The sequence below is a fragment of the Halomicrobium katesii DSM 19301 genome, from assembly GCF_000379085.1.
Taxonomy (GTDB): Archaea; Halobacteriota; Halobacteria; order Halobacteriales; family Haloarculaceae; genus Halomicrobium; species Halomicrobium katesii.
In genome coordinates this window covers 1,807,726-1,822,358 of sequence record NZ_KB905378.1, presented here as the reverse complement: position 1 = coordinate 1,822,358, position 14,633 = coordinate 1,807,726, and the positions used below count along the sequence as shown (strand labels likewise).

The following is a 14,633-nucleotide window of genomic DNA, read 5'->3' as shown; positions in this document are numbered from 1 at the left end:
GCTATTTGAGGCGGCCAATCGAACGTCTTTTCGACACGAATACGGGGTCGATTCCCCGGCAACTGGAATCCAGGAATGCAGGACTCTACGAAATATCTCATCCACGCAGACTTTACCGCGAACGGCGTCGTCGAGCGCAACGACGTCGTCGGCGCAGTCTTCGGACAGACCGAAGGGCTGCTCGGCGACGAGCTCGACCTCCGGGAGCTACAGGAGGGGTCGAAAGTCGGGCGCGTCGACGTCGAAGTGACCTCCGAGGGGGGACAGTCCTTCGGCGAGATCACGATCGCGAGCGGACTCGACCGCGTCGAGACGGCGATCCTCGCGGCGTCGCTGGAGACGATCGAGCGGGTCGGACCGTGCCGTGCGACCGTCACCGTCACCGACCTCGAAGACGTCCGACATGCGAAGCGCCGCGAGGTCGTCGAACGAGCCACGGAGCTGCTGGCGGACTTCGAGGCCGAGGCGATCACCTCCCACGACATCGTCGAAGAGGTCCGCCAGCGCCTCCGCGTCGCGGATATCACCGAGTACGAGGGACTGCCCGCCGGCCCGCGCGTCGCCGAGAGCGACGCCGTCATCGTCGTCGAGGGGCGGGCCGACGTGCTCCAGTTGCTCCAGTTCGGGATCAAAAACGCTGTCGCCGTCGAGGGGACGGACGTGCCCGAGGCGATCGCCGACCTGAGCCGCGAGCGGACCGTCACCGCGTTCCTCGACGGCGACCGCGGCGGCGAGTTGATCCTGAAAGAGCTGGCACAGGTCGGTGCGGTCGATCACGTCGCCTTCGCGCCGGCCGGCACGTGCGTCGAGGACCTCTCGCGCTCACAGATTCTCGCGGCGCTCCGGGACAAGGTCCCCTACGAGGCCGTCGACGAAGGTAGTCCGGCCCCGGTCGCGGCGACGCCGGACGCGTCCGAGGACGAACCCGACGAGCTCGACGAGCCACGTGCGGTCACCTCCGGCGGCCGAGACATCGACGCCGAGGTCGGGACCGCCGACGCGGCGGCTCCGTCCGAGACAGTCGACCCAGTGACCCCCGAGGTCGACAGCGAGAGCGCCGGCGGCCAAGCGTCGCCAGACGCCGTCGAGCGGTCGCCCGGCGAGCCCGACGACGGCGGCCAGGACGCCAGCGACGACGCGTCGCCGTCGACGGTGGCGGCACACGCACAGGCGGTCGTCGCCGAGGGCACCGGGACCGTCCGGCTGCTCGACGACGAGGCGAGCGTTCTCCGTGACGGTCCCGCGAGCGAGGCGTTCGCGCTCGTCGAGGCGGCCGATCCGGTCCCGGCGGCGGTCGTCCTCGACGACACGCTCTCCCAGCGACTCCTCGACGTGGCTGCCCAGCGGGGCGTCGACGAGATCGTCGCCCGACAGACCGGCGAGTTCGTCAAACAGCCGACGGCGGTCCGCGTGCGGACGATCGAAGACCTGTAGTTACCGCTCGAACACCAGACCGTCGGCGTCGTCGTAGTGGTCCGGTATCTCCTCGACGACGGTGAATCCGAACCCGCGGTAGAACGCGTGGACGCGCCCGGCGTCGGCCCGCGCGGTGAGCCGTACCGTGTCGATTCCGTGCTCGGCCAGTCGGTCCAGCAGTGCCCGCATCAGGCGGCTTCCGTTGCCCTCGCCCTGTCTGTCGGGCGCGATCGCCAACTCCGCGACGTAGGCGACCTCGTCGTCGGGGACGGCGAGCGCGTAGCCGATGGGTTCGTCGACGGTCAGGATCAGGACCAGCGACGGCTTGCCGAGCGCCAGCTCCAGTAGCTCCGGCCACGGGTCCGACAGCGTCGCGGCCTGAATGCGTCGCAGCTGGGGCCAGTCGCCGGGCTGGCCCTCGCGGATCATAGCACGAACTGGAAGGCGAGTCCGCCGGCCACCGCCGCCGCCAGCGTGGCCAGCAGGTTCACGCTCTGGTTGCCGACCGTCTCGCCCTCGACCGTCGCCCCGAGGAAGCTGTCGACCAGCATGCCGAAGAAGCCGGCACCGAGGATCACGAGCGCGCCGACGGCTCCGATGTCCGCGAACAGCCCGCCAGCGATGCCGGCGACGATGCCCGAGCCGACCAGCCCGGCGACGGCACCCTGCCAGGTCACGCCGCCGTCCGTGCCGGGTTCGACGCGCCGGAGCGTCGTGATCAGCCGCGGATTGTCGTAGAGGCCGCCGAACTCGCTGGAGAAGGTGTCGCTCATCGCGGCGGCGACCGCGCCCGCGAAGGCGTACAGCAGCAACATCGGATCGATGCCGGTGTGGCTCGGGCTCGCCGCCGCGGCGAGGACGGCCACGAGCGCGACGATGGAGTTGGCGAGGACGTTGCCGCTGCCCCGAGCCCCCTCGTTTTCTTCGGCGATGCCGCGATCGAGTTTCTCGTCGTAGCGGAACTTCGTCGCCAGACCACCGAGACCGAAGAAGGTGATGAGCATGGCGAACCACCGGAAGTCACCGAGAACGATCGTCAGGAGACCGAGGAAGACGCCGGTGAGCATCCCCGGCAGCGACGCCGTATCGAGCGCGTAGGAGACGTAGCCGAGGACGACCGTCACGCCCAGCGCGAGGGCGATACGCCCCGTCGTCACGTCGTGCAAGGGGAGATCGGAGAACAGCCACAGCAACAGCCCGATCGAGAACAACACTAGCGGGTCGTCACGCTCGAACAGGACCGCACGCAGCAGCGCCGCCAGCAGCGCGCCGCTGATCGCGTAGAACGCAAGCAGCGCGAGGAACTGACTCGTCAGCGGTCGGCCGGCCAGCATCGCCGAGACGCCGCTCCCGGCGGTCGCCGCCAGGAACCCCGCCGTCACGAACCCGGCAGTCGCGGCTACCGCGTCGGCGGTCACGCGCTCGACCAGCCGCGTGCCGAGATTCCCGCCGGCCAGCACGAACACGCTGGCGACGAACACCCACATCGGGAGCCCGAACTGGAGGGCCAGCAGCGAGAGCCCGGCGATCGAGAGGGCGAAGCCAGCGAGCCCGTACAGGGTCTGGTCCTCGCGGTCGCCCGGCCTGGCGAACAGCTCGAACAACGGACCGTCCTCGACGACGGTCAGTGCGAGCGCCGCGATCCCCACGAACGGAGCGATCGCGAGCGCCGTCGCCAGCCACGGCGGCTCGACGCCGTCGACGAGCGGCACGAGGAGCGCCACGGCCCCGACCAGCGCGAACCCGACGGCCCGCCGGACAGCAGATGTCACGTCACGCTGGTACCGTAGAGAGGCACTTACCCTTTCCGAACTCGGCGACCGGCCGTCGGAGAGCGGTCGACGGGCGACCCGCTACGTGGATCTCGCCGATCCGAAGAATTACGCCGGCCGACGCGCTACGGCCCAGCGTGGCCATCTACGACCGGTATCTCGCTGTCCGCCTCCAGTTGAGCGACGCGGCGCTCCCCGAGACAGTCGCTCTCGTCATCACGGAGCGCGATCTGCTCGTCGACAGTGCCTACGAGACTCTGGAGCGGTTCTTCGACCTGGCCGTGCGGTTCGGAGCCGACCGGATCGTCGTCTACGTCAGCGTCCTCGACGAGGGGGTTGTCCCGACGATCGAGTCGGAGCTGCGGACCCTGCGCGCCCCTCGCGAGGTCGCCGTTCGAGGACCCGACGACGACGATCCGGCAGACGCCCCGATCGGCGTCTCGATCGGGCTGGGCGGCAAACACGAGTTCGCCATCGCCGTCCGATCGATCGCTCAGTCGGTCGCCGACGGCGACCTCGCCCCCGACGAGATCGACGAAAGCGTCGTCGAGGAGCAACTGGTCTTCCCGACCGCGCCGGACCTGGTGGTCAAGACCGGTGCCGAACGACTCTCGGATTTCATGATCTGGCAGTCCGTCTACTCCGAGCTGTACTTCACGGACGTGAACTGGCAGAACTTCGGCGAGCGTGACTACCTGCGCGCGCTCAGGGACTACCAGGACCGACAGCGCCGATTCGGGCGGTAGTCCGAGTGTTGGCAGACGAACGGAGTGAGTCTCGCGGGATTTTGGCCGCCCAGACCCGGCCAGAGACTGATCTACACGAGCGTTTGTTCCGATCAGAGAAGGTTGAACCACCCGTTCAGTCAGTGTGCGAACTGGTCGTCGGTATGCATTTGTTCTGGTAGGTATAACGTATCAGTGTGAGCCAAAGAAACCTCATAGAGGAAGTCGAGGCCCGGTTAGAGTACATGCCTCGGTGGAAACAGATTCTGGGCATAATACTTCTGATACCGCCCATTAGCATACTTGGGATGGGATTATTCTCCTACGAATTGTACCAAGCAGGTAAGAAACTACGAATGGATGAAACGGGAAGCTCATCGGTGACAGAATCCGAGTAACAAGGTCTCTCTGCGATACGTAGTTCCCCTCTATCGACCATCAGTACCTCGCAAAGCCTGTTAGTTGAGAGGCCTGCTTGCTGAAGTGTGACCAAACAACAGCAGCAAGCAGACGGTGAAATCCACGAGGACCAGCTTCTTAACTTTCTCGTCAACGCACTCACCGGTGCATTTGGTGTGAGTCTTGGAGAGAACGCTGATATCAACCCCGAGGACATCTACGAGGTCCTCGTCGGCGCAACCGCCGACGGGACCTCGATCTCCACACTCTGTGATCGGAGTGAAGATAACTCATCCAGCACGAACATTCTACGTCATCTTCGAACGAAGCTCGATCTTGATACAGTCAAAACCGTCGGAAACACGCTTCTTAGGCAACATACGCTCGATGTGCTTCCAGAGCAGGTGGAGATCGTCGTTGATCTCCACCTGCGGCCCTACTACGGTGACAGAGATAAGACAGACGGTCTCTACTACAACGAAGCGAAAGATGGAACCACCGCGTTTCACGCCTACGCAACACTGTACGCCCGCGTTCGTAACAAGCGCTACACGCTGGCGGTGCGCCGTCTGACCGACGGCGACACCGCCAGCAGCGTCCTCGCAGAATTTCTTGGTCTCGTCGATAGCCTCGATTTCGAGGTCAAAGCGCTGTACGTCGACAGCGAATTCTATGATGGTAAGTGTCTCACACTGATGAAGGCGCACAACCTTGCGTACGTCGTGCCAGTCGTCGCATGGGGCAACGATATTCAGCAGGAGCTATCCGAGGGGTGGAGTCGTGAGATTGAACACGATCTCACGACGGAATTCGACGGTCACAAGTGGACCGTCGAATTCCCGGTTATGATCGACTGTACGTACCAAATGGGCCGCCACGATGAGGAAGGTGTGGCGCGTCACGGCTACGCCGTCGACGCGCCGTTCATCGACACGCCGCGACAGGCTCGCCGCCACTACGGCAAGCGGTTCGGTATTGAGGCGACCTACCGGCTGTCAGAGTCATCGCTGATTTCCACGACAGTGACCGATCAGACTCGGCGGTTGCTGTTCGTGGTGATCAGTCTGCTTGTACAGAACGTCTGGCGGTATCTCCACTGGAAATACGTGGCGACGCCCCGCCAAGGCGGGCGTCGCCTCTGGTGGTGGCCCTTCGAGGAATTCATCCGTATGGTCACACGCGCAGCATGGAACGCTCTTTCAGTTCGGCGGTCGATTCCAGCGAACCGTCCTCCTGATGACCGGTTCGAGCGATAATCACGGCTAGGATGGGTCTTCAAGCAGTGGCAACGCTGTCGTGTCGGCGGCTGTCGGCCGCCGACTCCGACAGCTTCGGGGTATCGTTGGGCAAGAATACGCGTCAACTCCAAGTCCAGCTGCCGTTTTGGAGTGAACTCACTCGTCAGAAGCAGTTAGCAGAAGACGCTTTGCGAGGTACTGACCATGTTTGCAGGAGCATTCGCGCGAACGAGTGGTTCGAAGAACCCGGTAGTTCACGCGATTCACTGAGCGCGAAGCGCTCGGCTTTTTTCGCCCACGTTCGCAAGAGCTTGCTCTTGGGTGCCCATCAGAGATCTTCGATCTCTGAGGACGTTTTTGCGCGAGTAGTGCGCGAAGGTCCCGCATATCATGTGAACGGGCCTACGGCCCGTGAACAGATGGTGCGCCGGAGGCGCACCCGAAGCGGAAAACGGTGGGTACTCAGTCCGCGACCACGTCGACATCGTCTTCGACGGCCTCCCGTTCCTGGCGCGTCAGCGCGTCGCGGAAGCGACCGAGGATCCGCCGGGCCTGTGACGCCTCGGGGCCGAGAGCTCGGACGAGCGTCAGCGCGCGGCGAGCGCGCGTGCGACGCCAGGACTCGGCGCGGTGTTCGTAGGTCCGGATCGCCCGCAGGAAGTCGATCTTCCGGAATTCGGGCCAGTAGGGGGCACAGAAGTAGACCGCAGCCTCGTTGCCCTTGGCGTGCCAGGGGAGGAAATTCGAGGTCCGCTCGTCGCCGCCGGTCCGGACGATCAGGTCGACGTCGCGGGTCGGACCCTCGTAGAGTCGCCCCTCGATGGTGTCGGCGTCGACCGACTCGGGATCGAGTTCGCCGTCGTCGACCGCCCGGGCGATGTCCCGAGTCGCGCCGAGCAGTTCCGCGCGGCCACCGTAGGCCAGGGCGACGTTCAGGTATAGCTTGTCGTAGGCCGCGGTCCGGTCCTCGGCGTAGTCGATGGCGTCTCGTACCCGATCGGGGAGCATCTCCGTCTCGCCGATGGCACGGATACGCACCTCGTTGTCGTGGACGCGGTCGGCGTCGGCGAACTTTCGGAGCTTCCGTTCGACGAGATCGAAGATGTGTTCGCGTTCCTCGGGCGGGCGGTCGAAGTTCTCCGTCGAGAAAGCGTAGAGCGTCACTTCCTCGACGGCCAGATCCTCGCACCAGCGTAGCAACGCCTCGGTGGTCTTTGCGCCCTCGCGGTGCCCCTCGGTCTTGTCTGCGCCCTGTTCGCGGGCGTAGCGGCGATTACCGTCCTGAATGACGGCGACGTGACTGGGTGCATCGGAGAGTTCGCGTTCCAGGAGTCGCTCGTAGGCCGACTGCGCGAGTGCTCGTGCCCGCCGTAGCATCGTTTCATCGAACAAAAGGGTTCAATATGAGTTTTGTGTTCCGGTCCCCTCTCAGACACCGGTAAGATCGATCTTCGGTCCGAGTGTCCGGCTTACCGAGATTATATCGGACTCGAAAGGTCACAATTACCGGTGGGTTTTAATACCACAATCACGTTCTTGTAGCTGCAATGGCGACCGGTACGGTTGACTTCTTCAACGACACTGGCGGTTACGGGTTTATCGACACAGAAGACGCCGACGAGGACGTCTTCTTCCACATGGAAGACATCGGCGGTCCTGACCTCGAAGAGGGCCAGGAAGTCGAGTTCGACATCGTGCAAGCGGACAAGGGTCCGCGTGCGGAAAACCTCACCCGGCTGTGATCACAATGGCGCAAGGTACTGTAGACTTCTTCAACGACACGGGCGGTTACGGATTCATCGACACGGAGGACGCTGACGACGACGTGTTCTTCCACATGGAGGACATCGGCGGTCCCGACCTCGAAGAGGGTCAGGAAGTCGAGTTCGACATCGTGCAAGCGGACAAGGGTCCGCGAGCCGAGAACCTGACGCGACTGTAAGCTCATACTGCCGGCTGTAACTGTGTCAAGATATTCGCGACCACGGGGTCGCGAAATGCCGTACAGACGTACAGCCGGTAGTATCACGCTGCAGTCGAGTTCTCCGCTTTCGATCGCGACGGCGGCGACACGAGCCGCCGCCACGTACGTCCGACGACCGAAGACGTTCGGGAGCAGTGACTCTCGAAACCGCCGGAGACGAACGATACGGCGGGGTCGCAGCCGCGAATCGTGAGTCGTATTAGTGCCGACTGACGAGTGAGTCGTATGGGCGCGGAGACACTCGACGAAGACCTCTATCGACGCACGAAGGCACTGCTCGAACCCGGCGAGATCGAACTGAACGGGACGATCGTCCACACCGACCTCGACGGGCAAGACGACATCGAGATGATGGAGACGACCCTCGAAGCGGGCAACGTCATCGTCGAGCACGCCGGCCACGACCCGAAAGACACCTACGTCTACTCGGGCAACGACGACGCCGACTTCTCCTCGAACCAGCACCAGGGGCTCACCATCGACGGCGAGGAGTTCGTCTGGGAGTGCCAACAGCTGTTGCGCGACGGGAGCTTCGACATCGTGTTTTACTACGAGGCCAGCGCCGATCAGGCCGCGATCCTCGACGACCTGCGGGACGGGGGATACGAGGTCACGGGCGTCGAAAGGTAGGCTACGACTCGCTCAGGTCTTCTCGGACGAAGAACGTCGTCGCCCCGCCGGACGCACGGAACTCGTAGCTCTCGGCCGTGTACCCCGACAGCCGGGATTCGAGTGCCGTCGCGTTGTCGCCCCGTGCGACGACGACCGGCGGGCGATCGGCTTCGACCGTCGCCGGATCGGCCGCACACGACGCGTTCAGGTCGTGTTTCGCGAGGTACCACTGTACGGGCAACAGCTCTCCGAGATCGCCACAGCGTGGCTCCTGTGGACTGACGCCGCGCGGGGCCGCGAGCTCCGAGCCGTAGAGCAGCACGTCCGTCCCCTCGGTGTCGGTCTCGGCGGCGACGGCCAGCACCGGCCGGAAGTCGTCGGTCGGCTGAGCGTACTGGACGAGGTTGTTGTCCGCCGCGGCCGGCGATTCGTAGACGAGTCCCCCGGCCGTCACGGCGACCTGGGCGGTGAGGACGAGGAGCAAGACGCCGACCAGCGAGGCCGACACCGTGTCGTCCTCGTCGAAGGCGGTCCGGCCCAGCCGATAGAGGTACGCCAGCCCGACGGCCGCCGGGAGCGCCAGCGGCACCAGCGCGTTGACCGTGATCCAGGCCCCGTAGATGTCGGTCCCCAGCGGGTAGCCGACCACCGAGACGAACCCCCAGTAGCCGGCAAAGAGCACGACGGGACGCGGACGGACCGCGCCGTACCGCTCGATCAGGAACCCGCCGACGGCCAGCACCGACAGCGGCAGGGCAGCCACGAGCAGCGTTTCGAGGAACCGTCCGAGAAAGCAGGCGTAGCCGTCGACGAGGTTGTCCTTGTGACAGCCCGGATCGGCGGTGCCGCCGAACCAGTACTCGAAGCCCTCGGTGAGATCCGCGACCGTGGCGTCGACTACGGCCGGGAGCGAACTCGGGTGTCCGATCGCGTACCAGAGTCCGACGCCGTCCGCGGGGTTGCGCGGCGCGAAGAAAAAGAAGACGACCAGTCCGAAGACGGCGACGGCCCCGACGAGGTGGCCGGCGGAGCGACCGACGCCGGCCGGCCCGAGCGATCGACCACGGGCGACGAGCCGGCCCCAGTAGCGGCTCGCAACGTCGAGACCGCGTTCCTCGCCCCGCTCGGCGAAGAAGAGCTGGTCGACGACGAGCGCGGTCGCCCCGACCCAGACGACGGCGTAGACGACGGCGTTCTCCTTGGCAGCGAGCGCGAGTCCGAACAGCGCGGCGACGCCGTAGACGTAGCGGACCCGTCTCGTGTCGTAGGCCCGCACCGCGAGACCGAAGGCGACGAAGACGAAGCCCGCGACCAGCAGCGTGCTCCGGAAGAACCGCGAGTAGTACAGCAAGACCGGGTTTGCCGCCAGCACGACCGCCAGCGCGACCACTTCGCTGTCACGGAGGTGTTCGCGAAAGAGCAGTGCCGACAGCGGCAACAGGCCGCCGAAGACCGCGACGGGCAACCGCATCACTGCGTCGCCCGTCCCGAGCACCTGGAACAGGACGGCGTCGGCGTACTGGACCAGCGGTCCGTGGACGATGTAGCGATAGGAGATCGATCCCGTCTCGGCGTACTCCAGCGCCCAGTAGGCCACTCTCCCCTCGTCGAAGTGTGCGATGCGTCCCCCCAGGTCGACGAGTCGCGCCACCAGCGCGAGCACCGTCACCGCGACCACTCCCGTCAGCGCGGGGTCGGCGCTCGCACGCGCCCGCCAGTCGATGTCGCCAGCAACCATTACCGGGGGAGAGAGAGTCCACCGTTAAAGAGCTAGTCATCGATCAAAACCGATCTGAAGGACGACCGGCGCGTTTCGCTCGTCTCGCCCCGCGCTACTCGCGTGTCGTTCGCTTCGCTCATACGGACGGTTGTAGGCGTTTACCCAGTCGACCGCACGACGGCGTGCGGTCGATCTGGTAAAGACCGACAACTTTCCGTATCACTCCCGCTCGCAATTCCGAGGCCCGCCGCTCCTGCGGGTCGCGACGCGCCTCGCTACTCCTCGGCGAGCGCCAGCACGTCGTCGAAGAAGTCCAGCGAGTCATTCGGGCCGGGGTTGGCCTCCGGGTGGTACTGGCGGGTGATGATGTCGAGGTCGTCGTTCTCCAGTCCCTCGGGGGTGTCGTCGTTGACGTTGACCTGTGTCACGTCGAGTTTCTCGCCGGGGTCGGCGACCGTGTAGCCGTGGTTCTGGGTGGTCATGACGACCTGCCCGCTGCGCAGGTCGCGCACGGGCTGGTTGACGCCGCGGTGGCCGAACTCCATCTTCTCGGTGTCGCCACCCAGGGCGTTGGCGACGACCTGCTGGCCCAGACAGATGCCAGCGAGGGGGACGTCGCCGACCTTCTCGGCGACGAGTTCGTTGGCCTGCTCGAAGTTCACCGGGTCGCCGGGGCCGTTCGAGATAAACAGGACGTCCGGGTCGAGTTCGTCGACCGTCTCGGGGGTCGTGTCGTAGGGCAGGACGTGGACGGTGGCGTCGCGTTCGACCAGCGACGAGACGATCGATCCCTTCGCGCCACAGTCGACGAGCGCGACCGTCGATCCGTCGCCCGCCTCGTTGTGGGTCTCAGGCTCGTCGACGCTGACCTGTGCGCCGATGTCGGTGTGGTCGGACATGTGCTCACACTGGGCGAGCTGTTCGAGGGCCGCCGCCTCGCTGGCGTCGGGACCGGCCGAGATGCCACACTTCATCGCGCCCTCGTCGCGGATTTCTGTGACGATGTCGCGGGTGTCGAGGTGGTCGACGGCCGGGACGCCCTCGCTTTCGAGCCACTCGGCCACGTCGTCGGTCATCTCACGAGCGACGGCAGCACGGGGGTGGACTCGATCGGACTCGAACCGCTCTTCGCGGACGCCGTAGTTGCCGATCAGGGGATAGGAGAACGTGAGGACCTGCTCTTCGTAGGACGGGTCGGTCAGACTCTCCTCGTAGCCCGTGTACGCGGTGGTGAATACCAGTTCGCCACGTGCGGTGCCCGGTGCGCGCGAACGTGCCTCGACGACACGCTCACCTTCGATCGCGACGTATGCGTCAGCCATTACGAGATACGTACATAGTTCGGGCTGATAAGGGTTGCTTTCGAAGTCGAGTTACGATTTTCGTAATCCTCAAGTAGGGACCGCGACAAGCGTCACATCTCAATGGACGACCTCGACCGCGAGATCATGGGTATCCTCCGGCGGGACTCCCGGACGCCGTACACGGAGATCGCCGACGAGGTGGGAACCTCCGAGGGCACCGTCCGGAACCGCGTCGAGCGGCTGATCGACGAGGGGATCATCGAGCGCTTCACCATCGCTACGCAGACGGGCAACGTCAAAGCGATGATCGAGGTCAGCGTCGACGTCAACGTCGACACGCACGCGGTCACCGACCTCATGGCCGAGTGGCCCGAGGTCGACTTCGTCTGGCAGGTGTCGGGTGAGGAGGACATCGTACTCGTGGTCGACTGTGCCGACACCGGCGGCGTCAACGAACTGATCACACAGGCCCGCGAGCTGGAGGAAGTCGTGAGCACGAAGACGAGGCTAATCTTGGACGAACGGCTTGGGTGATCCACAGGGAACCAAGCCGTTCATTCTGAGATTTCCTGATGAGGCTGATTCTCGACGAGCGACTCGGCTGAGCGGTGGCGAAGCGAGTCGCTGATTGGAGAATCCGCCGAGGAGAGACTGATTCTCGACGAGCGACTCGGCTGAGGAAGCGAACCGCCGATTCTCAGTTAGGTAACCCGAGGGGCGGGTACGAGCCGGTACCAGCGATCCGGACGAGAATCGTCGATTCCAGTGGCCGGCCGTTCCCGGTGAGCAGGAACGCACAATAGCGTTAATCACTCCCGAATAGAACTCCCGGGTGTGCCCCTCGAAGACGATCACGGACGGGCGGTCACCGGTATCCGCGTATCGCTGACCGACCGGTGCAACTTCGATTGCGTCTACTGCCACAACGAAGGTCTGGGCGACACGCGGGGGCCGATGGACCCACAGGACGAGGAGATGACGGCCGACGAGGTGATCCGGCTCCTCGAGGTCGTCCGCGAGTTCGGCGTCGAGACCGTGAAGTTCACCGGCGGCGAGCCGATGCTCCGTCAGGATCTCGTCGAGATCGTCCGCCGCGCTCCCGACGACATGGACGTTTCGATGACGACCAACGGAACGTTCCTGCCGGATCGGGCCGCCGCTCTCGCGGACGCCGGCCTCGAACGCGTCAACGTCTCTCAGGACGCGGTCGATCCGGATGCGTTCGCCGAGCTAACGCAGAGCGGTGCGTACGACAAGGTCATCGAGGGCGTCGAAGCGGCCCTCGGGGCCGGACTTGCGCCGGTCAAGCTCAACATGGTCGTGATGGAACCGACCGCCGGGTACGTCCCGCAGATGGTCGATCACGTCGCGGCCAACGACGGGCTTCAGCTCCAGCTCATCGAGTACATGCCGGAGATCGCCGGTCACCCCGAGTGGGCGATCGACATCGATCGGGTCCACGACTGGCTGGCCGACCGGGCCGACCGCGTCGAACGCCGCGAGATGCACGGCCGACGGCGCTACTACGTCGGCGAGGATGCCGACGCCGAGACACCGACGATAGCGGCGGGTGACCCCGACGGTCCGGCGGCCGGGGACGGGATGGTCGAGATCGTCGATCCGGTCGAGAACGCGGAGTTCTGTGCCAACTGCCACCGCGTTCGCGTGACACACGACGGACAGTTCAAGGGGTGTCTCAACCGCCACGACGACCACCGCGCGATGGGCGAGCTGTCTCGCGAGGAGATCCGGACGGCCTTCCGAGAGACGGTCGCCAGTCGCGTCCCCTACTACGGGGAGTATCTCGTCGAGGAAGACGGCGAGTGGGTTCGAAACGACCGCTACCTCGATCAGCCGGTCCCGACACCTGACGACGACTGAGACGGACGGTTGTAGTTCTTTACCGGATCGACGGCAGTCCGTCTCACCAGCAGTGTGCACGACGGGGAATCCTCAATCCGCTGGAAACGCCGGCACGCTTTTTATAGTGGCCGGCGTATCCAAAAACGAGAGCCATGACCGGGGACACAGCCACCGACCGCGAGAGCACGACGCGGGACCTGTACGTCGTCTTCGAGGTCGATCCGTCTCCGGAGAGCGACTGTCCCCTCGGTGACTTCGACGGTAGGGTCGACGAGATCAGGCAACAGTTCGCGGGCGACGACTGCCACACCGACACGACAGTGCAGACGAGCGACTGTGACTGCGAGCCCGACAGCGACTGCACCGAAGTCGTGCACACGACGAGTACCGTCGACGAATCGTGTCCCTGTGCCGTCTTCGGTGAGTTCGGCTGTGTCCCGGAACTGAGCGCCGTCACCGACGAACGGATCGTTCTGGAGACGTTCCTACCGGATCGCGACCGCCTGTCGGAACTCGTCGACGCGCTGAAGGCCGTCGCGGACGGACTCCGGCTCCGGCAACTGAAGCGCATCGAGAACGGGACCGTCGAGCGAAACAGGAACACTGTCACCCTCGACCTCTTCGAGGTCACGGAGAAACAGCGCGAAGCGGTCACGAAAGCGATCGGAGCGGGCTACTACGAATCGCCGCGGGAGACGTCGCTCGGCGAACTCGCCGCCGACCTCGACATCTCGAAATCTGCCCTCACCCAGCGGCTCAACAACGTCGAGTCGAAACTCGCCACGGCCGCGTTCGCTGAGGCGAGTGTGGACTGATACTGCCGGACGACGCCGAAATTTTTACGCGTCAGGAATCACCCCAACGATTAATTCGTCACTGGGCGATGTTCCGGTATGACGGATCAAGTAGATTCCCCGGAGGAACTGCCGTCGACCGCAGGAGAGCTCGCCGAAGACTATCCCGACGTGTGGGAGCAGTACGCCGGTCTCGGAAAGGCCTGCTCCGAGGCCGGTCCGATCGACGACGAGACGAAACGGCTCGTCAAGCTCGCGCTGGCCGTCGGCTCCCAGTCTGAGGGGGCTGTCCACTCGCACGTCCGCAGAGGGCTCGAAGAGGATATCGACCCCGAGGCGCTCCATCACGTCGCGCTGCTCTCGATCCCGACGCTGGGGTTCCCGAAGGCGATGGCCGCGATGACCTGGATCGACGACCTCGCGGAGTAACAGACCGCCCGCTGGCCGTTTTCTCGCCGAGTACGCCGAACAGCCGACTTTTCTCCCGAGTTCCGTGATTTTCTCGGACCGGTATATAAAAGCCTGAATTATTCAGAGTGGGGCGGATGGTGGCAGGGCCGGTACGATAATCCATGGATCGGGATCACCAACAGCCACCGGACATCGACGACGAGGAGTTCGACGACTGGGCCGAAGAACGACTCGCCGATGTCGAGTACGACACGGAACTCGGCAAGGAGATGGGCAAGGACGCGGTTCGGCTCGCCCGCGGCGAGATGAGCCAGGAGGAGTTCCACGAGAAGTATCACGAGCAAGTGCAGGCGGAGTTCGGGCTCGACGACCGACCGACGAAACCGGAGAAATAA

16 protein-coding genes are annotated in these 14,633 nt (G+C 64.7%); 11 read left to right on the top strand and 5 right to left on the bottom strand.

The features are described 5' to 3' along the window. The first annotated feature begins 75 nt into the window (after positions 1-75). Entirely contained in the window at positions 76-1,434 is a 1,359-nt protein-coding gene (gene dnaG / locus HALKA_RS0109700) for a DNA primase DnaG (RefSeq protein ID WP_018257799.1), read from the top strand. Here the strand turns inward: dnaG and HALKA_RS0109695 are convergent, their stop codons facing one another. Then, positions 1,435-1,845: a GNAT family N-acetyltransferase gene (locus HALKA_RS0109695; protein ID WP_018257798.1), complete on the bottom strand. Its 411-nt coding sequence runs from the start codon at positions 1,843-1,845 to the stop codon at positions 1,435-1,437. Beyond that, on the bottom strand, positions 1,842-3,188 hold the full coding sequence (locus HALKA_RS0109690; protein ID WP_018257797.1) for a DUF92 domain-containing protein: 1,347 nt from the start codon (positions 3,186-3,188) through the stop codon (positions 1,842-1,844). Before HALKA_RS0109690 ends, HALKA_RS0109695 begins: the two co-directional genes overlap by 4 nt. 137 nt (positions 3,189-3,325) lie before the next feature. On the opposite strand from HALKA_RS0109690, the gene HALKA_RS0109685 reads away from it, so the two are divergent. Then, a complete protein-coding gene (locus HALKA_RS0109685; protein WP_018257796.1) occupies positions 3,326-3,934 on the top strand; it encodes an undecaprenyl diphosphate synthase family protein in 609 nt (202 codons plus the stop codon). 464 nt (positions 3,935-4,398) lie between these two features. Continuing rightward, complete coding sequence (locus tag HALKA_RS0109680) at positions 4,399-5,568, top strand: ISH3 family transposase (RefSeq protein ID WP_018257795.1); 1,170 nt, start codon at positions 4,399-4,401, stop codon at positions 5,566-5,568. Between the two features lie 444 nt (positions 5,569-6,012). Here HALKA_RS0109680 and uppS read toward each other — a convergent pair whose 3' ends face one another. Then, complete coding sequence (gene uppS, locus HALKA_RS0109675; protein ID WP_018257794.1) at positions 6,013-6,927, bottom strand: polyprenyl diphosphate synthase; 915 nt, start codon at positions 6,925-6,927, stop codon at positions 6,013-6,015. A 170-nt stretch (positions 6,928-7,097) separates the two neighbouring features. Here uppS and HALKA_RS0109670 point away from each other — a divergent pair, with 170 nt between their 5' ends. From HALKA_RS0109670 to HALKA_RS0109660, 3 genes are all read left to right on the top strand, one after another. Further along, positions 7,098-7,292 (top strand): cold-shock protein, encoded by a 195-nt coding sequence (locus HALKA_RS0109670; protein WP_015762509.1) that lies wholly within the window; start codon positions 7,098-7,100, stop codon positions 7,290-7,292. A gap of 5 nt (positions 7,293-7,297) precedes the next feature. Continuing rightward, positions 7,298-7,492: a cold-shock protein gene (locus HALKA_RS0109665; protein ID WP_015762510.1), complete on the top strand. Its 195-nt coding sequence runs from the start codon at positions 7,298-7,300 to the stop codon at positions 7,490-7,492. Between the two features lie 267 nt (positions 7,493-7,759). Further along, positions 7,760-8,164: a DUF5778 family protein gene (locus tag HALKA_RS0109660; RefSeq protein ID WP_018257793.1), complete on the top strand. Its 405-nt coding sequence runs from the start codon at positions 7,760-7,762 to the stop codon at positions 8,162-8,164. 1 nt (position 8,165) lies between these two features. On the opposite strand, the gene HALKA_RS0109655 is transcribed toward HALKA_RS0109660, so the two are convergent. Both HALKA_RS0109655 and carA read right to left on the bottom strand, forming a co-directional pair. Continuing rightward, positions 8,166-9,884, bottom strand: coding sequence for a flippase activity-associated protein Agl23 (locus tag HALKA_RS0109655; protein ID WP_018257792.1), 1,719 nt, complete (start codon positions 9,882-9,884; stop codon positions 8,166-8,168). 257 nt (positions 9,885-10,141) lie between these two features. After that, positions 10,142-11,188 (bottom strand): glutamine-hydrolyzing carbamoyl-phosphate synthase small subunit, encoded by a 1,047-nt coding sequence (gene carA, locus HALKA_RS0109650; RefSeq protein ID WP_018257791.1) that lies wholly within the window; start codon positions 11,186-11,188, stop codon positions 10,142-10,144. Positions 11,189-11,290: 102 nt separating this feature from the next. Here carA and HALKA_RS0109645 point away from each other — a divergent pair, with 102 nt between their 5' ends. The 5 genes from HALKA_RS0109645 (at position 11,291) to HALKA_RS0109625 (ending at position 14,633) form a co-directional block, all read left to right on the top strand. Beyond that, positions 11,291-11,704, top strand: a complete 414-nt coding sequence (locus tag HALKA_RS0109645; RefSeq protein WP_018257790.1) for an Lrp/AsnC family transcriptional regulator — start codon at positions 11,291-11,293, stop codon at positions 11,702-11,704. Positions 11,705-12,004: 300 nt separating this feature from the next. After that, positions 12,005-13,051, top strand: a complete 1,047-nt coding sequence (gene moaA / locus HALKA_RS0109640; RefSeq protein ID WP_018257789.1) for a GTP 3',8-cyclase MoaA — start codon at positions 12,005-12,007, stop codon at positions 13,049-13,051. Positions 13,052-13,185: 134 nt separating this feature from the next. Next, entirely contained in the window at positions 13,186-13,848 is a 663-nt protein-coding gene (locus HALKA_RS0109635; protein WP_018257788.1) for a helix-turn-helix domain-containing protein, read from the top strand. Between the two features lie 78 nt (positions 13,849-13,926). After that, positions 13,927-14,256, top strand: a complete 330-nt coding sequence (locus HALKA_RS0109630) for a carboxymuconolactone decarboxylase family protein (RefSeq protein ID WP_018257787.1) — start codon at positions 13,927-13,929, stop codon at positions 14,254-14,256. A 143-nt stretch (positions 14,257-14,399) separates the two neighbouring features. After that, positions 14,400-14,633 (top strand): 4Fe-4S ferredoxin N-terminal domain-containing protein, encoded by a 234-nt coding sequence (locus HALKA_RS0109625; RefSeq protein ID WP_018257786.1) that lies wholly within the window; start codon positions 14,400-14,402, stop codon positions 14,631-14,633.